Annotated in this window: 17 protein-coding genes and 4 pseudogenes; 10 read left to right on the top strand and 11 right to left on the bottom strand. The window is 59.6% G+C overall.

The features are described 5' to 3' along the window. A pseudogene (locus ASD03_RS40195) lies at nucleotides 1-205 on the top strand (hypothetical protein); the annotation flags it as partial. Between the two features lie 618 nt (nucleotides 206-823). Here the strand turns inward: ASD03_RS40195 and ASD03_RS29345 are convergent. Together ASD03_RS29345 and ASD03_RS29340 are read right to left on the bottom strand one after the other, a co-directional pair. Continuing rightward, nucleotides 824-1,246 carry a type II toxin-antitoxin system VapC family toxin gene (locus ASD03_RS29345; protein WP_057211038.1) on the bottom strand — a complete coding sequence of 141 codons (423 nt, stop codon included), beginning with the start codon at nucleotides 1,244-1,246 and terminating at the stop codon, nucleotides 824-826. Beyond that, the gene (locus tag ASD03_RS29340; protein WP_057217778.1) at nucleotides 1,243-1,497 is read right to left on the bottom strand and encodes a type II toxin-antitoxin system Phd/YefM family antitoxin; all 255 of its coding nucleotides are present in this window, start codon (nucleotides 1,495-1,497) and stop codon (nucleotides 1,243-1,245) included. The genes ASD03_RS29345 and ASD03_RS29340 overlap by 4 nt, the downstream gene beginning before the upstream one ends. Nucleotides 1,498-1,921: 424 nt before the next feature. On the opposite strand from ASD03_RS29340, the gene ASD03_RS29335 reads away from it, so the two are divergent. The 4 genes and pseudogenes from ASD03_RS29335 to ASD03_RS40810 form a co-directional block, all read left to right on the top strand. Then, nucleotides 1,922-2,638, top strand: coding sequence for an alpha/beta fold hydrolase (locus ASD03_RS29335; protein ID WP_244494711.1), 717 nt, complete (start codon nucleotides 1,922-1,924; stop codon nucleotides 2,636-2,638). Between the two features lie 369 nt (nucleotides 2,639-3,007). Further along, nucleotides 3,008-3,106, top strand: a pseudogene (locus ASD03_RS38285) (AsnC family transcriptional regulator); the annotation flags it as partial. A 119-nt stretch (nucleotides 3,107-3,225) separates the two neighbouring features. Continuing rightward, a complete protein-coding gene (locus tag ASD03_RS29325) occupies nucleotides 3,226-4,167 on the top strand; it encodes a hypothetical protein (protein WP_057211030.1) in 942 nt (313 codons plus the stop codon). Continuing rightward, nucleotides 4,115-4,993 (top strand): annotated as a pseudogene (locus ASD03_RS40810) (PLP-dependent cysteine synthase family protein); the annotation flags it as partial. The gene ASD03_RS29325 and the pseudogene ASD03_RS40810, both read left to right, overlap by 53 nt. Before the next feature lie 62 nt (nucleotides 4,994-5,055). Here the strand turns inward: ASD03_RS40810 and ASD03_RS29310 are convergent. From ASD03_RS29310 to ASD03_RS29285, 6 genes are read right to left on the bottom strand one after another with little or no spacing between them, the layout of a single operon-like run. After that, nucleotides 5,056-6,681 carry a tripartite tricarboxylate transporter permease gene (locus tag ASD03_RS29310; RefSeq protein WP_082523792.1) on the bottom strand — a complete coding sequence of 542 codons (1,626 nt, stop codon included), beginning with the start codon at nucleotides 6,679-6,681 and terminating at the stop codon, nucleotides 5,056-5,058. Nucleotides 6,682-6,683: 2 nt separating this feature from the next. Further along, nucleotides 6,684-7,115: a tripartite tricarboxylate transporter TctB family protein gene (locus tag ASD03_RS29305; RefSeq protein WP_057211026.1), complete on the bottom strand. Its 432-nt coding sequence runs from the start codon at nucleotides 7,113-7,115 to the stop codon at nucleotides 6,684-6,686. Then, nucleotides 7,112-8,071 carry a tripartite tricarboxylate transporter substrate binding protein gene (locus ASD03_RS29300; protein WP_057211024.1) on the bottom strand — a complete coding sequence of 320 codons (960 nt, stop codon included), beginning with the start codon at nucleotides 8,069-8,071 and terminating at the stop codon, nucleotides 7,112-7,114. The genes ASD03_RS29305 and ASD03_RS29300 overlap by 4 nt, the downstream gene beginning before the upstream one ends. A gap of 49 nt (nucleotides 8,072-8,120) precedes the next feature. Then, nucleotides 8,121-9,371 (bottom strand): pyridoxal-phosphate dependent enzyme, encoded by a 1,251-nt coding sequence (locus ASD03_RS29295; RefSeq protein WP_057217774.1) that lies wholly within the window; start codon nucleotides 9,369-9,371, stop codon nucleotides 8,121-8,123. Beyond that, nucleotides 9,368-10,561, bottom strand: coding sequence for a Xaa-Pro peptidase family protein (locus ASD03_RS29290; protein ID WP_057217773.1), 1,194 nt, complete (start codon nucleotides 10,559-10,561; stop codon nucleotides 9,368-9,370). Before ASD03_RS29290 ends, ASD03_RS29295 begins: the two co-directional genes overlap by 4 nt. Continuing rightward, nucleotides 10,551-11,327, bottom strand: a complete 777-nt coding sequence (locus tag ASD03_RS29285; RefSeq protein ID WP_277996370.1) for an IclR family transcriptional regulator — start codon at nucleotides 11,325-11,327, stop codon at nucleotides 10,551-10,553. Before ASD03_RS29285 ends, ASD03_RS29290 begins: the two co-directional genes overlap by 11 nt. Nucleotides 11,328-11,467: 140 nt before the next feature. Here ASD03_RS29285 and ASD03_RS29280 point away from each other — a divergent pair, with 140 nt between their 5' ends. Further along, nucleotides 11,468-11,719, top strand: a complete 252-nt coding sequence (locus ASD03_RS29280) for a helix-turn-helix transcriptional regulator (protein WP_057211016.1) — start codon at nucleotides 11,468-11,470, stop codon at nucleotides 11,717-11,719. Here ASD03_RS29280 and ASD03_RS38275 read toward each other — a convergent pair. Next, entirely contained in the window at nucleotides 11,703-11,927 is a 225-nt protein-coding gene (locus ASD03_RS38275) for a helix-turn-helix transcriptional regulator (protein ID WP_082523791.1), read from the bottom strand. The genes ASD03_RS29280 and ASD03_RS38275 overlap by 17 nt on opposite strands. A 192-nt stretch (nucleotides 11,928-12,119) precedes the next feature. On the opposite strand from ASD03_RS38275, the gene ASD03_RS38270 reads away from it, so the two are divergent. The 4 genes from ASD03_RS38270 to ASD03_RS29260 all read left to right on the top strand — a co-directional run bounded on the left by ASD03_RS38270 (nucleotide 12,120) and on the right by ASD03_RS29260 (nucleotide 15,221). Next, nucleotides 12,120-12,767 carry a LuxR family transcriptional regulator gene (locus ASD03_RS38270; RefSeq protein WP_158268947.1) on the top strand — a complete coding sequence of 216 codons (648 nt, stop codon included), beginning with the start codon at nucleotides 12,120-12,122 and terminating at the stop codon, nucleotides 12,765-12,767. A gap of 138 nt (nucleotides 12,768-12,905) precedes the next feature. Further along, on the top strand, nucleotides 12,906-13,529 hold the full coding sequence (locus tag ASD03_RS29270) for an acyl-homoserine-lactone synthase (protein ID WP_057211012.1): 624 nt from the start codon (nucleotides 12,906-12,908) through the stop codon (nucleotides 13,527-13,529). A 703-nt stretch (nucleotides 13,530-14,232) separates the two neighbouring features. Beyond that, nucleotides 14,233-14,718 carry an antitoxin Xre/MbcA/ParS toxin-binding domain-containing protein gene (locus ASD03_RS29265; RefSeq protein ID WP_057211010.1) on the top strand — a complete coding sequence of 162 codons (486 nt, stop codon included), beginning with the start codon at nucleotides 14,233-14,235 and terminating at the stop codon, nucleotides 14,716-14,718. Beyond that, nucleotides 14,715-15,221: an RES domain-containing protein gene (locus ASD03_RS29260; protein WP_057211008.1), complete on the top strand. Its 507-nt coding sequence runs from the start codon at nucleotides 14,715-14,717 to the stop codon at nucleotides 15,219-15,221. Before ASD03_RS29265 ends, ASD03_RS29260 begins: the two co-directional genes overlap by 4 nt. A gap of 59 nt (nucleotides 15,222-15,280) precedes the next feature. Here ASD03_RS29260 and ASD03_RS29255 read toward each other — a convergent pair. Beyond that, a pseudogene (locus ASD03_RS29255) lies at nucleotides 15,281-15,541 on the bottom strand (DUF2493 domain-containing protein); the annotation flags it as partial. 94 nt (nucleotides 15,542-15,635) lie between these two features. Beyond that, nucleotides 15,636-15,990 (bottom strand): hypothetical protein (locus ASD03_RS39780; protein ID WP_200957363.1); only part of this gene is annotated, 355 nt, incomplete at its 5' end.

Genomic DNA, 15,990 nt, shown 5'->3' with positions numbered 1-15,990 from the left:
GCGGACACGAAGAGCAGTAGACGCCGGCCTCGTTCTGCGCAGGCGCACGGCGGAGCACCTGGCCAGTCTCTCCTCAAACAGAGAGTATCTCGTCATCCAGTATCGTCCAGACCTGACTGCCTCGATCTCACAGATGAGCCGGCTTATGGCGACCCTTGATGAACTCTCGCGCAAGGTCAGAAAGATGTTACGGGCTTCGTCGTGATCGAAAAAACCCGTCACCCAGGCTGCATTCTCCGCACCACGGGGACCATGCCTGGTTCACGTCCTTCGCTGCCTTTTCGGGCCGCCGGGTTTTGGAACGGCCGCACCGGCGGTTGCTCGTGGTGCATGGCGTGGGCCACTTGGATCCCCTTCGTTGAACCGGTGCGGTAGAAGGCTTCGCTCACCGCCTCTTCATCGGGTTTTGAAGTTGCCCGCAGCCGCGGCTGCGGGCATTTTTTTCAAAGGTCGAGTTCGGTCGGCATAACTCGTTTGGGGAATGGTGCGTACAGCAATGGAAGTTTAAAGACTGGCGCACGGTGGCAGCCGTTGGGATATTCGACGCGTCGGCACGAGGCGACGCTCGAATATCCCTCGCCCATCATACCGGCTCACGCGGCGCCGCGGTCCAGCTGGCTGGCGTTCATCGACATCCGGCTGCAGACCATGCAGGCAGGTGACCGTGCGTTCTGCGTGGGCGGTTCTTCCGCACCCTGAGCCACGAGGCGTACCTCAGTCCCTTGCTTAAAGCGCCCGTTGTGCTGTATCGCGCCAAGAAGCTTCCGGATTTTCTGGCAGAGCCGGTTCGGCATATGGGACAAGCCTGTTTGCGCTGTAACCGTCAGCTTTGCCAGGGATCAACCACAACAACGCCGGTGCCTTCAAAGTCCCTGACGTTGCGCGTGACGACGATCATGTCGTGGACCAAAGCGGTCGCTGCAATCAACGCATCGGCTTCGTTGCGCCGGTCGGGGACATGCAGGTGCGCGCAACGCGTCGCAACCGCATCATCAACTGAAAGAATACGACCGGCAAACTCAGGGCGCACATGACTGTCAAGCCAAGAGCGCAGCCGAGCGCCCTGTGTGGCGTCCCGGCGCTGCACGCCGAGCACTCCTCGCTCCAATTCAAGAACCGTGATGGCGGAAATGAAGAAGCGCGCCGCATCTTCCGATCCGACCCACGCTACCACATTGGCATTGGCTTTGCCGTCGCCAACTTTGCGCAGTTCGGAAATCACGTTGGTGTCCAACAGATACTTCAAAACAAATCGACTTCGCGCGGCCTGACTTCGACGCGGCGCGGCTCGAAATCGATCGCCGAAAGGCCAGACATAGCGAGAGCCTCGACAAGGTTGCGCCGCCTGCCGCTCAAGCGCTCGAATTCATCGTAAGTCATGAGCACATGGGAAGGCCTGCCGCGGTCGGTGATGATCACCGGACCGCTCTTCGCCGCCTTCTTTGCGCGGCTGACGTCATGATTCAGTTCTCGACTGGAAAGAGTCGTGATGCTCACGGGTCACCTCCATGTAGGCATTTACCTACATATAGCACTGGAGGACGAAATAACAAGTGGAGCATACGCTTGAGCGCGCATGCTCCACGGCAGTGACCGGCGCAGGGGCATTCCAGTCGGCACGTTATGCGTTCATTTTAGCCCAAAACGCGAGACAGCCTCGCAACAAGCTGTGCACACGGCTGCTCCTCAAGAACGGCTCCCGCATAGCCTGAACCGGGAGTTCTGACGCGTTGTTGACCTTCACCACCGCGGCAGCGGCCAAGGCGTCTTGACCGCTACGGGCTCGAAGCCGTCTGGCGTAGCTGCATCGACGGTTCGCCTCCCAAATGGCAGCCAACGGTTGAGTTTTGGTTCCTCGGTTCCATTTGATGTGCCTAGACCCGAACAACATGAAGGAGGTGATCGAATGACGCGGAACATCATGGCGCTGGTCTTTGCGGCCGTATGCGGAATGTGCAGTCTGGGAGTGACGCATGCCGAGCAGTTGGCGGCGAGATCGAGCGCCAGCATAAAGAACGATCTTAATTATCTGATGTACACGCCAGACGACTATGCCTCGTCCGGCAGCGCGTATCCGCTTGTTGTGTGGCTACACGGCGGCGATCAGGGCGGGACCGATATCGAGAAAGTTAAATCAAGTGGCATTCCGAAATTGGTCGAGGATGGAAAGACATTCCCGTTCCTGGTGTTTTCGCCGCAGAATCCGAGTGAAGAACTGCTTTATCCGATCGAGAAAGTGGAGGCCGCACTCGACGAGGTTATGTCGAAGTATCGCGTCGATCGCACGCGTGTCTACCTCGTGGGGTTCAGCCGCGGCGGTTTCGGTGCATGGGCCATGGCAGAACAGTTTCCCGAAAAATTTGCGGCTGTCGTTCCAATCGCTGGCGGCGGTAACCGCCACTACCTTAGCAGGACAAATGAAAAGGCAGCCTTCTGGGTGTTCCACGGCACGAACGATGAAGTCATCCCTTTGTCGGATTCAGTCGTGCTTTACGAGCGCCTTGTGGGTCTGAAGCGAAATGCTCGTTTGAGTGTTCTGGAGGGCGTGGACCACTCGGGCGTCGAGTGGGCCGCCTTAAATGATCCGGAGCTCTGGGATTGGCTTCTGAAACAGCGCCTTGACGTCGGGCCTGAGTAAACCTCTGCGCGTATCGGGTAATGGGAACGGCGACTGCTGGCGCCTTCATCTCGGACGTTTGAAAACCTGTAGCGACTTCTCGAAAGCTTCCCTCGACGCCGACCAAAATGCTAGCCCGTCGCCCATGGTTTTGACGATGCGGCCACCGCTTTCCATAATCGCCGGGTCAATAAGCTTCTGAAGAACGTCCTTCTGGCTGTCGAAGTCGACGTCGAACTCTTCATGGCCGCGAAGTCGCCGTTGGTGATCAGCTTGGCGACGACGGGCTTCTGCGCCTGGCAAACTTCGCACCATGGTGCGGTAACGTGGACGAGAACCGGCACTCCGGCTGCGGCCGCCTCATTGAAGCCAGGAACGAGGTCTTTAGCATTTTTGAAGCAGAAATTGACGCGGCTGGAAGGCGTTGCCTCCATAGAGGCAAGCTTCGCGCTGAGCCAGATCAAGCATTCCCAAGCGCTGCCGTTTTAGCATTCAGCCGACGAGGTCCGCCAAAATACCGCACAAGCTGATGAAATCTCCGGGAAATCGCGAATGGCCCTCACTCTGCCGCAGGAGGAAGGATAGAGGCGCAACCGGAGTTACGGCCGATGGTCAGTTCACAGGCATCTGAGCAAGGTTTTCCACCATCCACGCCCGGTGCCGGCTACGGCGAAGCGATTGGACACCATGGAGAATTTCTCCAAGGCGTGTTCAAGACGTCGGAGGGCGGCCTGAGGCGCGGCCTTCTCACGGTACCGCATCCTCGCTTGAAGAGCGTCGTCAACTTCTGGCCGCGGACAGGCAAGCAGATCCGAACACGACCGGACGACCGGGAAAAGGCCGCGGCTGCGGCGCGCCTGACTCTCGATTTCCTTGGCCAGAACAAGGTCGGCGGCGACCTGACGATCAGCAGCAATATCCGGTTCGGGAGCGGTCTTGGGTCTTCGACGGCCGATGTCGTCGCGGCAATACGGGCAACTGCCGATGCCTTCGGACAACGGCTTTCACGTCTCGATCTGTGCGATCTCGCCGTGCGGGCGGAAACTGCCATTGACGCGATCGCCTTCGGCATTCAGCCGGTCCTTTTCGCCCATCGCCAGAGCGGGCTGATCGAAGCTTTTTCCGGTGACTTTCCAGACCTTCTCATTGTCGGATTCGATACCGGAGACGACCCTATCAACACGACCGAGCACAAGCCGGCTCGCTACTCGTCCGATGAGATCGAACTTTTCGCCGTGCTTCGCGGCCTCGTTTCAAGGGCGATCACCGATCGCGACACCCCGCTATTCTGTCGCGTCGCAACCTTGAGCGCACAGATCAATCAACGCCACCTACCCCGTGCGCGCTTTGACGAGATCACCTGGCTTGCCCAGGAGTGCAATGCGCGAGGAATACAGGTGGCCCACAGCGGCAATATCGCAGGCCTGCTATTTGACGTTGGCAACCTATCGGCTGCGTTGACGGGCACGCGCTCCCTTAAACATTCCGGCTTTGGCAATGTCGGCGTTTTCCATTTTCCCAGTGGTAGGGAATTGCAGAACCATGAATGAACTCAATCGATCTCGGCTTTCAGCCTTCGAGCTTCCCAGAATGGTTCCCATGCATGCCAACCTCTATGCTGCGTGCTTCCAGCTCATGAAGCTTCTTCCCGCGCGGTTCATGCTCGACCGGGCCGAAGATGTCGGCAGGCTGAAACCCGGGGGACATATCGTCGAGACAACGTCCGGCACGTTCGGAATGGCATTGGCCATGCTGGCTGCCGTGCGCGGCTACAGACTATCGCTGGTTACCGCCTCCAGTCTGATCAACGCGGACTTCGCGCGCAGGCTCCGGGACCTCGGCACCATGCTGACAATCACCGACGATCCGGAAGGTTCCGGCAATCAGCAACTTCGACTGGAGCGGCTTGCGGAAATACAAAAAATCTTTCCCGGCAGTTTCTGGCCCAATCAGTATGACAATCCGGACAATCCCCTCGCCTATGCAGCGGTCGCAGAGCATCTCATCCGGACAGTTGGGTCAATCGATTGTCTGGTGGCGTGCGTCGGCTCGGGCGGATCGATCAGCGGCACGGCGCATTTTCTTCGGGTGGTTTCTCCGGAAACCCATGTGATTGCGGTCGATACCCACGGCAGCATCCTTTTCGGGCAGCCACCGGCTCCGCGAAAATTGCGAGGAATGGGCAACAGCATCGTGCCGAGGAACCTTCGGCACGATCTTGTCGACGAGGTTCATTGGGTCGGCGCCCGGATTGCGGTGGAGGCCGCCTTCAATCTCTTCCGCTCCCACGGCCTGTTTGTAGGGCCGACAAGCGGGGCGGCATTCCTCGTTGCCGACTGGTACGCCCGCGCAAATCCTGAGGCGAAGATCGTCTTTCTGCTTCCTGACGAGGGGCATCGCTACAACGCAGTTTATGCCGCTCTGCCCTGCCTTGAGGATCAACGCTCATCTTCTTGCTTCGAGACTGGCGGACCGATCCTGATCGACCGGATCGTCGCCGGTAGCGAGGCCGACTGGTTTCGGTTTGCCTGGGCTCGCAGGTCCATCGAGGACGTCATAGCTAGGCCACTTCGGACATGACGTGCTCTCCGGCCGCTGATCAGCGGCACTAAGAGGATGGCGATGGCTGCTATGCTGAACGCGACGGCAATCGGACTGTTCATGAAGACATTAAATTCTCCCGCACTAAGAATGATGCTTTGCTGGAGGTTCTGTTCCAGAAGCGATCCGAGCAGAAAGGCCAGCAAGAGCGGCGCGAGTTCGAAACCGGCTCGCTGCAGCGCGTAAGCCGCAAATCCGCAGACCATCATCACCCCCACGTCGAACAGGCTGTTGTTGATGCTGAAGGCGCCGATCGCGCAGAAGACTAGAATCAGCGGCGTGAGAAGCGCCGCTGGTACCCGCAACAGCAGCACGAAGATGCGCACAAGAGGCATGTTGAGCACTAGTAGCATCGCGTTTCCGACCAGCATGCTGGCAATCACGCCCCAGAACAGATCGGGGTGGTCCGCGATCAATGAAGGTCCCGGGGTGACGCCCTGCATGAGAAGCGCGCCCATGATCACCCCGATAACGGCGTTCGCGGGAAGACCCAGGCAAAGTAGCGGGATAAAGCTCGCCTGTGCTGCCGCATTGTTGGCGCTTTCCGGCCCGGCCACACCTTCGATCGCTCCTTTTCCGAACCGGTGCGGCGCGCGGGAAATCTTCTTCTCCATCACGTAACTTGCAAAGCTCGCTATCAAAGCCCCGCCGCCGGGAAGGAGACCAAGGAAAAATCCCAGCGCGGAGCCGCGCGATATCGGGCCGGCCGCGGCCCGCCAATCGGACCGGGTGGGCAACAGGTCACGGAGCCGATACCTATCGAAGCTGCTCGTCCCGGGCGGCCGTTTTCGCTCCGCTGCGACAAGCACCTCGCTCACTCCGAACATACCCATTGCGAGGACAGCGATATCGATGCCGTCACGCATATCGGCGGTGCCGAATGTGAACCTTTCTTCGCCGGTGACAAGATCCACCCCGACAGTGGACAGGAGGAGACCAAGGCCAATCATGACCCAGGCCCTTGCCCGGGATCCGCTGCCGACCGAGGCTGCAAGGGTTAGTCCAAAGAACACCAGGGCGGTCTTCTCGATTGGGCCGAAACGAAGAGCGACGTCGGCAAAGGCAGGGCCTACCAGAGCGATGCCGAATGTGGCGGCGATGCCGGCGATGAAACTTGCGGAGGCCGACATGCCGAGAGCGGCGCCCGCCCGCCCCTGTCGTGTCATCGCATAACCGTCGAGCGACGTGATCGCACTTGCGGCCTCGCCAGGCACGCGGATCAGGATGGAGGTGATCGACCCGCCATACATTGCGCCGTAATAGATCGCCGCCAGAAGGATGATCGCGGCCGTCTGGTCGAGCGATACGGAAATTGGAAGGAGGAGGCTGACTGTTGCGGTGGGGCCGAGTCCCGGCAGCACGCCGACGGCCGTGCCGATTACGACCCCGATCAACGCGACAAGGAGATTGGATGGTTCGATCGCAACGAGCAGGCCGCCAAGAAGATTGATGATTGAGTCCATGGTCAACTCCAGAAACCGGCAGGCAGGGGCACGCCTAGGAGCCTCTCGAAGACCGCCCAGCATGCGAAGGTCGTGCCCGACGCGATGGCGAGGGCTTGTGGCCAGCGCAACCGCTCAACGATGGCCACGACCAAGCTAAGAAAGACGAAGATTGCGGGCAGCGTCCCGGCGATGCTAAGCAGCCCCACAAATCCGATGATGGCGACGCCATATCCGAGGAAGCGAGGGATCTCGATCCTCTCGTCCATTCCCTCCTGACGCCATCCTTCCCGCATCGTCGCGGCCAGCGCCACGAGAAGAAGGATTGCCGCCGCTACGGGGAAGAGACCCGGCCCAGGCATCCCGTGTTTCCAGACCCCAAGCGAAAGGGATGAGCTGATCGCGACGATCGACACGACGACCAAGCACGCGGCGACAATCGATGCGAGCCTCATGGCCGCAGCCCCAGAAGCTCGATCTGTTTCCCGATCTCGCGATAGTTCCGGGCGATCTCTTCGTGAAAAGCCTGGCCTTCCTGGAAAGTCGCCTGGCCGCCCAAAGTTTCCAGGAACCGCTTGTAGAGGTCGGTCCTGGTCATGACGCGAAGAGAGTCCTGCCAGTATTGCAGTACCTGTGCCGGCAATTTTGCCGGTCCGAAGAGCCCGTAGGCACTAGCGACGGAAAGCGGATAGCCGAGCTGCTTGAAGGTCGGGACATCGGGATGCCCGCTCACCGGCTCCGGCCCGGTTTCGACCAGAAGCCGCACCTTGCCGGCCTTGAGATGAGCTGCAAAGTCCGAGGAAACCACCATATCGATATGTCCGCCAAGGAGAGCGGTGATCGCATCTGCTCCGCCAGAAAATGGGACGAAAGCGGCTGTGACGCCCTCTTTGCGGAATGCCGCCTCGGTCGCAATATGGCCGATGCCGCGAGGGGCGGCAGTCGCCCAACGCAGCTTTCCGGGATTGTCCCTCCCGAACTTAATAAGATCGGGCCACTCCTTGAAAGGACTATCCGTTCGGACAAAAGCGGGAATGGCGATGTTCGAATAGGCCGCGATATAGGAGAAGTCGCGCAGAGGATCATAGGGTAGCGACTGCAGATGCGGTGCAACGAGAAGCGGGCTTGCCGAATAGAGCGACAACACCGTTCCATCGGCCTTGGCACGCCGGATCTGATCGGTCGCAATGGTTCCGCCGGCGCCGGGCCGGAATTCGACGCCGACCGGATATGAGTCCGTCAGCTTGACGTGCTCCGCCGCAACGCGGGCGGCCAAATCACCGGCCCCGCCTGCAGAGAAACCGACGACGATCGTCGCATTGTCGGTGGGCGCAGGATTCGCCTGGGCGAACGAGATTTTCGAAAACGCCGCCAGAGTTGCGGACGTGAAGAGAAATGAGCGCCTATTCATAGAGCTCCCCCTTGTTGGTCAGGACAGATTTCTTTTGCGGTGGCGACGCTTACACAAGCAGAGTTTGTTCAATTTCGTCCCAGGCAGCAGACGGCCTGGCATACGCCTTTACGGCTGGAATCGCCTGTTGCGAGATATCGAAATCTTTCATTCCGGAGGCCGTGATCACGGCCGCCACACAATCCTGACCGGCAATGACGCCGGTCCGGCGAAGTGTATCGATGGCGACAAGCGGTGCCACAGCCGACAGTTCGGCGAAAATACCCTCAAGCATCGCCAGGTCCCGTTGCGCCGCGAGCAGGCGGTCGTTGTCAACTGAGCAGGCAATCCCTCGGGATTGCCGCAGGGCGCGCAGCGCCTGGAAACTGCTCTGGGTGGCGCCGATCGACAGGGCAACGGTAGCGAAAGGCCGCGCCATTGCGGCGACTTGGTCGGACCCGCAGCTCATCGCCGAGTCCAGCGAGCCGTAAACCTCCGCCGCGATCAGGCGCGGGAGTTTTCGGACGAGACCGGCGTTGAACGCTTCCTTGAAGCCTTCCCAGACCCCGCTCAACACGTCGCCGTAGCAGACGGGAAGCGCACACCAGTCGAGATCCTGACCATTCATCTGTTCCGCCAACTCGAACGCAATGGTCTTGTAGCCCTCGACACCGATAGGATGGCTTCCAACCACCGGTGCGCTGAACGGAGAGGCGACCACCCATCCCCGGCGCTCCCAGCCCTCGGCCAGGAATTTCCACCGATCCATCTTCTCGTCGAACGGCACAACCGTCGCACCGAAGGCTCGGATCTGAGCGAGCATCGGAGCCGGTCCCCCGTTAAACGTGGAGACGATACATTGAAGACCGGCATGCGCCGCATAAGCCGCCAATGAGGCTCCAGCATTTCCGGATGACGCAGTGGCGATTGTCGAATATCCGCGCTGCCTTGCATAGGAGGTGAGGACTGCGGAAAACCGATCCTTGTGCGAGCCGGTCGGGTTGCGGCTCTCGTCTTTGATCAGAAGCCGTTTGACATCGAATTTGGTTCCCAAGCGCTCCGCCGGCGAGAGGGGTGTGAGGCCCTCGCCCAGAGAAACCGTCGCGCTGCTTTCGATTGGCAGCATCGAACCGTACCGCCACATCGAGGGGATATGGGTAAAGCCGTGATCCGCCTGCGGCCAACGAGTCTCGTAGATCGGCCGCAGGTTCGAAGGCGCGGTCGCAGCACAGCGTGGGCAACCGCGTGAGTCGATTGGGAAACCGGATGGATAGGTTGCCTCGCAACGCAGACAGGATAGGTGCTCGATAACGACGGTCATGGCGCAATCACTTTAATATCTCCGGAGGATGTCAGCCGCTCGGCGCCTTGCCCGGTGACGACGAACATGTCCTCGACTTGCAGCCCATACGAGCCGATCATGTAAAAAGGCGTCTCGATGCACAGCACCATTCCCTCTTCGAGAACGTCTTTCGAGCCGGGAGCAAGGAGTGGAGCATCGTAGCCATCGAGCCCGATACCGTGGCCGACGTGATTTCTTCGGTATCGATCGAGACCTGCGTCCTGAACGGCGCGCATGATCTCGCCGAAAAGTTCGCTGGCGCTCAGGCCCGGTCTGACAATCGAGGCGCCGTGTTCGACACCGGCCCGTAGCGCGGCGTACTGGCTGCGCAGTCCGGAACTAGGCTCTCCGAAAGACGCGATCCTCGCGATATCGGCTCGATAGTGTTGATACCGCCCACCGACGTCGAAGCGGATGATGTCGTCCGGCCTCAGTGAGCGTTGCGAAGGCTGAACATTCATCAGGGCGCTCCGCTCACCGAACCCGATACAGCCAAGGATTGGTAACGTATCCTCTCGGACGGTCTTCTCGTGAAATACGCGGGCCATTTCGATCTCTGTGATTCCAGCCCGCGCAACGGCCAAGGCCGCCTCTACGGATATTTCCGCGACTTTGCCGACGCGCCGAAGCCGCTCGATCTCCGAGGGGCTTTTGACGGATCGAGTAGATCGGAAGAGCGGCTGTGCATCGATGAAGGATGCGTGCGGGCATTTGGCGCTGAGCTGCTCGAGATAGCCGGGAGACAGGCCTGATAGATCCAGCCCTATTCGGGCCTTTCTCAGGCCAAGCTCCTCAAGCTCTGCGGCCAGTGCCTCAACGGGACTTGCATGCTCCCGAAGGGACTGCATCTCCGCGAGCCGCCGGCTCGTAAGGTCGTTTTCGACGTCGGCGCCGACTTCGACCGCAAACTCGCCATAACGCGCGACGCGCGCAGCCCAGACATTCTGATCGGCAATCAGATCGAGCGTCCCGCTGCTCGTGATTACGCTGGACCTCGTCTCCGCGTCGGCCCGTGGCCAGACAGCGTAGGCTTGTGGGCCCGGGCGGATCCATTGTGGCAATGCCCAGAAGCCGCTGAGATAGGTGACATTTTCCGCGCCGGTGGCGATGACGGCATCCAGGCCTTCGGCATCCATATTGCGCTCGAGGCGCGATAGATTAAGCAGCATCGGATTTCTCGCTTACGTTCGCGCGCACGACGCCGCGCGCCATTTCAATCGCTGCGGCCGCCGCCATGACCCTCTCGCCGACGGCGGCGACGGCAAGGTTGGGTTGCGCCGCGCGGGGGAAAGCAACGCTGATCGCAGCCACGATCACCCCCTTCGCATTGCGGAGAGGGGCACCAATCGAGAAGATGCCGGGAATATTCTCGTTGAGGGCTGTGGTGTATCCCACGCTTCGAGCGCGCCGCAGCTGGTCCATCAGTTTCTCAGGATCGGTGACAGTGCGTGGCGTCCTGCGTACGAAGGGCTCCTCGGCAGCGAGGGCGCGGATATCGTCGTCACTGCAATCGATCAGCAGCGCTTTTCCCAGTGCTGTTGAATGCAGGAACATGCTCTCACCCGGCGTTGCGCGAATGACCAAGGAACCATTGCTCTGCACCGCGGCAAGGTAGAAGGCCTTACTGCCTCGACGGGCGCCGAGGAAGCCGTTCAGGTCGTTGCTCTGCGCAAGCAAACGCAGCTCGGCGTCGGCCAGGGCGATCAACTCGTCCTGTTCGAGTAACGTGCGAGCGAGATTGAGTATCTCGTGTCCCGCACAATATCTCTTGGTGGATTCAATCTGATCGACAAACCCTTGCGCACACAGCGTATGAAGCAGGCGTTGGATGCTTGAAGGGCTTTGTTCAACCCGCCTCGCGATCTCGCGAACGCCGAGTGGCTCAGACGAGCTCGCGACGGCTTTCAGAACCATGAGCCCTCGCTCCAAAGACATATTTCCCTGCATTTTATTGTCCCGCTCCTGCGTACATCGTTCCATTTTTTAAATTAGGTCAGATATGAGCAGGCCCTGTCAATTAAAAATGTGCACTAAAGTTTGTCGTCCTATAGTTTGCACCCGCGCATCCATGACGCATGGACATCAGGGTGATAATCGGGAAAAACATCCAGCGCTTTAGGAGAGAGCGATCGCTCTCTCAGGAAGAACTGTCGTTTCGATCGGATTCCTCGAGGGCCTACATCAGCGGGCTCGAAGCAGGCAGAAGGAATCCAACTGCTCTCTCCCTTGTCAAATTCGCCGAAGCACTTGGGGTCACGGTCGTGGAGCTCATAACCGACCACGATGCAGACAGAAAAACCAAAAAGTCGATCAAGGCGAGTGAGTGAGATCTCTATCTACAAGAGCCTGTGGATCTGTCATGAGCGCAATTGCCAGGGCCTCGAGCGTGTCGACGGTGGGAGCGCTTTCTTCTCGCTCTAATTTACCAACATAATTGCGATCCAGCCCTGCGAGTTGCGCTAACTCGGACTGTGACATCCCTGAGCGGTGGCGCAAAATACGCAGATTTCTCGCAAATACCGATCTCAGGCGCATACCTCCATTTGTCATAAACGCCACTCGGAACCCACCTACTATAGTAAGCAATCGATAATCCCCCGATTGTCGACCGTTCAGTTCACAACTAAATCGAGAAGATTAGTTTATGCGGGTTGTGCGATGCGGAATTCTTGGGAAGCGCTTAGCCTTTTCTCCGACGCTGTTACACAAGCGACGACGCCCCGAGGGGTGGGCGAAGCTCTTCGAAATCTTCTGGAGCCATTCGGATTTGATGCCTGTCTGGTCGCTCTTCTGTCTCCGACCGTGGAGTCTGTCTGGACACCGCAGGTTCTCGCGGATCTTTGGCCAAAAAGCTGGTCGGTGCACTACTTTGAAAACAAACTCGTTACCCATGATCCATGCGCGTCGCTGTGTCTTAGGACAGATCAGTTGTTCAGCTGGCGCAGCGTTACGCACCGGAGGCTGCCACAAGCGGAATATGAGGTCATGAAATCGGCGGAAGCATTCGGCCTGAGAGACGGTTTCTGCCTGCCGGTCCACGGTGCGAATGGACAAATCGGCGTTGTCTCCATCGCCGGCGGCGAAATCGAACAACGGCCCCCGCTTCGCTTTCTCATCGAGGCCGCGGGCTTCTGTGGTTACCAGAAGATACTGCGCCTGAAAGAGGAAACGGCACATCCAGTTCTGACAAAAAGGCAGGCCGAGATCTGCGACTGGATCGCCTCGGGAAAGACCGCCTCAGAGACGGCAACAATCCTCGGCATATCGGAGGCAACTGTCGAACGGCATTTGCGTGACACTCGCGAACGTCTCGGCACCGTGAACTCGGTGCATACGATCGTGACAGCGATCAAACGTCGAGAGATCCGCATCTGAGACCAGGAACGGCGGGCGGGTGGGATAACCATGCCTACAACCAAAGATCACATTTTGTTGACGACACATGCTCATTTTCCTGAGTATCGGCGGCGACGTTCCATCGATATCGTTTCTTCCTAAAGCGAGTGAGGGAACATGAAAGTAGTCGCCATACAGGGGTCGGCGTCGTGCCAGACAATGATCTGGCTAAGACAGTCTTACAGGCTGCGCGCCAAGGTCTTCCACCATCGGCTTGGTTGGAAGGTGACCGTCTCTCGGGATGAAGAAACCGACATCTTCGATCAATTGTCGCCTGACTATCTGCTGGTTGTCGACGCTCGAGATCATGTCGTCGGGACGGTGAGATTTCTACCGACGCACGGGTCAACCATGCTCTCGACTGTCTTCTCCTACCTGTTGACCAACAGCCCATCTCTGCCTGCAGGCCTGGTCGAAGCATCACGTTTCTGCGTCGACACTGAAAGATGCCGAAACCAGGAGTTTATCAATCTGGCGACTCGAAGCCTTTTCGCCGGCATGGTGGATTGGGCATTACAGCGCCACTATCCGCAAATCGCGGCCGTCGTGGACCTTCGAATGGAACGCGTTCTAAGACGCGCGGGATGGTCCCTTGCAAGGATATCCATCCCGCACTCGATGGGACGGGTTACCGGCGTGGCCGGCTATTTGCCGGTCAGTCAGGAAGTCCTCTTCGCGCTTCGGCCGTCCAATTACGTTTTCAGCGATCGGAGCGGCGATGCTTTTGTACACAATTGTTGACGCCAGCATACATCAACTTGTCCAAACCTCTTGAGCGCGGTGCAAGCCGATCTACCGATCCCAGAAGCGGAGCAGTCCTCGGTTTCACTTTCCGTAAACGCGACGATCGAGAACCTACGTTTCACTTCGCTCCGGCCGAAGAGTGACCATCGTCTCTACTAGGGTCAACAGCGACTCGACCGCATCAAGGGGAAGCGTCTCCACGATTTTGATCGGCTTACGGCGACTCTCGGCCTCGGCCAGTGTTTTGCCCAAACGATAAGAGCAGCGGCCATGATCAAATCTATTGGCGAAAAATCAAGTAGTTCACTGAGGTGAATCAATCGCGTGACGTGCATCTTCGTCTCGCTGCGCTCATAGCGGCCGTCCGCAAGTAGCGCAATGTAGTGACATATCATTTGCAGCGTCAACGGCCCATTTGAATGTGCCGGCGCCTCAAGGGCCAAAGATGATTCGATGCATGATTACTTTTGCACTGACTTGTTTCGCCTCGTTGAGCATCACGCTCAAAGAGTTCCCGATCCATCTCGGCGCGGGTTTCGGCCGCCATACCTTCGCTGAGCGAACACAAAAGTGTGGCGTGAAACTGCCTGCCCCGCAAAGCCGCAGTGACGCGGTCGAGGCTGTCGGCTTCCACGGACCTATTGAAAGAAGTCGCGCCAGCTGTCATATATGGAACGACAGATGACGTAGGAGATGCACGATGGCACTTGCGGTGGAAAATGGCTTCCCGGAAGCAACCGGCGGAGAATTGCAGAAGGTCGCAGCGTTGCTCGGCGGAACGCGTGTCCTGTCGCGCCGTCTGACGAGTGCGCTCGATGCCCATGAGCTCCTGCTGCATGGCTTGCCGGCTTCGGCGATCGATCACCTCGTCGGAAGCCTGCTCTTCATCGGCAAGACCGAATCCCTCGAAAAGGCCGTCGGCATGAGCTTGCGGACGTGGCAGCGGCGCAGGGATGCGCCGTCCAAGCCGCTTAGCCAGGAGCAAAGCGGGCGGGCATGGAAGTTCGCCGAGATCCTGGCAAAGGCGACGGATGTCCTGGGAACGCAGGCGGAAGCCGAGCAATGGCTGGAGCGTCCGGCAATCGGGCTCGACCAGCGCCGCCCGATCGATCTTTTGGGAACGCCCGCCGGCGTCGAACTCATCGAGGACTATCTCCAACGGCTCGAATACGGCGTCTATGCATGACGCCTCTGCCGATTGCGCTCGGTGGTTCCGAGCTGATTGCATGGCGGCTCGACCAAGCCGCCTATGCCCCGACCTGGGATAGTGGGGAAGGCGCCTATCGTGTCGGCGGGCGCTGGAACAGCAGGGGCATGCGCGCGGTCTATTGCTCGATCGACCCGTCGACGGCGATCCTTGAGGTCGCGGTCCATAAAGGTTTTCGCGTGCTTGATACCGTTCCGCATGTTCTGACGGCGGCCGTGGTCGCTGACATCTCCGCGGTGCATGTCGTCGATCCTTCCAGCGTTCCCAATCCGAACTGGCTGCGCCCCGGCATCCCGAGCGCGGGCCAACAGGCGTTCGGCGACGATCTGCTTCGCCGGCATCGCTTTGTCGCGATCCCGAGCGCGGTGTCGGCGCATAGCTGGAACCTGGTCTTCGTGGCAAGCGCCGCCACCGAGGCCTATGCGCTGAAGTTCCAGGAGGCTTTCGCTCTCGATACAAGGCTGCACCCACCATCGGCATGATGCGAGCGCGACCGGGCACAACTCGTGGCCGGTCGTAGAGTGCCTTGTGGTCATGGCGCTCACGCGTCGGTGATCCCGGACCCCGAGAAGATGATGACGCCGGCGGGCATGATCGAGAGCATGTCGTCGTTGCGGCGGAAGGGAGCCGCCTTGGCGTGCTTCGTCCAGTTCGGCTTGAAGGTGATCTGGGTCACCTTGCGGCTTTCCGCCCAGCAGGCGGCAATGCGCTCGGCGCCCTTCAGCGAACCGCCGTGCAGCAGGACCATGTCCGGGAATTTGGCGCGGGCGCGATCGAGCGCATCAAAGACGCGTTCGTGATCAGGTCGCCTCTCGGCAGGCGGTCGGCCGAGCAATATTGATGATGTCGCCACGGGCGGCGGCCGAATCCCCCACATGAGGGAGACTACAGACGGATCAGCGCTCCGCGCCATCGCGGTCATTGCTGCGCTGGCGATCCTGCTCAGCCTGCCGGAGGATCTGCTGGCGCTGCTCGTCCTGGGCACCTWTGGCAGTGGCAGCCTGTTCCCGCGCCGCACGAGCGGCACGACCGGCGGCAATTGCCTGCTGCTGGGCGGCTATAGCAGGATCGACGGTCGGCGGCGCGGSCCGGTCCTGGGAGCGTGTCTCGTCGGCGCGGGCGGCCGGCGGTKTGCCCCCTCCCCCTGCGGTGTCRGCGACCGATTGCATCTGCTGCATCTGGATGTCACGGCGCTGCTCGGCAAAGAGCGCGGAGATTTCCTTGCGCATCTCCTCGACGGCCTGGCGCTCC

The organism is Ensifer sp. Root127 (assembly GCF_001425225.1).
In the GTDB taxonomy this organism is placed as follows: Bacteria; Pseudomonadota; Alphaproteobacteria; order Rhizobiales; family Rhizobiaceae; genus Ensifer; species Ensifer canadensis.
The sequence above is the reverse complement of the archived record's forward strand: the minus strand, read 5'-3'. Positions and strand labels throughout refer to the sequence as shown.

Bases quoted from the DNA above. Each gene is read 5' to 3' on its own strand.
- ASD03_RS29335 (WP_244494711.1), top strand. From the start codon at position 1,922: ATGGCGCTGGTCTTTGCGGCCGTATGCGGAATGTGCAGTCTGGGAGTG.
- ASD03_RS29325 (WP_057211030.1), top strand. From the start codon at position 3,226: ATGGTCAGTTCACAGGCATCTGAGCAAGGTTTTCCACCATCCACGCCC.
- ASD03_RS29310 (WP_082523792.1), bottom strand. From the start codon at position 6,681: ATGGACTCAATCATCAATCTTCTTGGCGGCCTGCTCGTTGCGATCGAA.
- ASD03_RS29305 (WP_057211026.1), bottom strand. From the start codon at position 7,115: ATGAGGCTCGCATCGATTGTCGCCGCGTGCTTGGTCGTCGTGTCGATC.
- ASD03_RS29300 (WP_057211024.1), bottom strand. From the start codon at position 8,071: ATGAATAGGCGCTCATTTCTCTTCACGTCCGCAACTCTGGCGGCGTTT.
- ASD03_RS29295 (WP_057217774.1), bottom strand. From the start codon at position 9,371: ATGACCGTCGTTATCGAGCACCTATCCTGTCTGCGTTGCGAGGCAACC.
- ASD03_RS29290 (WP_057217773.1), bottom strand. From the start codon at position 10,561: ATGCTGCTTAATCTATCGCGCCTCGAGCGCAATATGGATGCCGAAGGC.
- ASD03_RS29285 (WP_277996370.1), bottom strand. From the start codon at position 11,327: ATGTCTTTGGAGCGAGGGCTCATGGTTCTGAAAGCCGTCGCGAGCTCG.
- ASD03_RS29280 (WP_057211016.1), top strand. From the start codon at position 11,468: ATGGACATCAGGGTGATAATCGGGAAAAACATCCAGCGCTTTAGGAGA.
- ASD03_RS38275 (WP_082523791.1), bottom strand. From the start codon at position 11,927: ATGCGCCTGAGATCGGTATTTGCGAGAAATCTGCGTATTTTGCGCCAC.
- ASD03_RS29270 (WP_057211012.1), top strand. From the start codon at position 12,906: ATGAAAGTAGTCGCCATACAGGGGTCGGCGTCGTGCCAGACAATGATC.
- ASD03_RS29265 (WP_057211010.1), top strand. From the start codon at position 14,233: ATGGCACTTGCGGTGGAAAATGGCTTCCCGGAAGCAACCGGCGGAGAA.
- ASD03_RS29260 (WP_057211008.1), top strand. From the start codon at position 14,715: ATGACGCCTCTGCCGATTGCGCTCGGTGGTTCCGAGCTGATTGCATGG.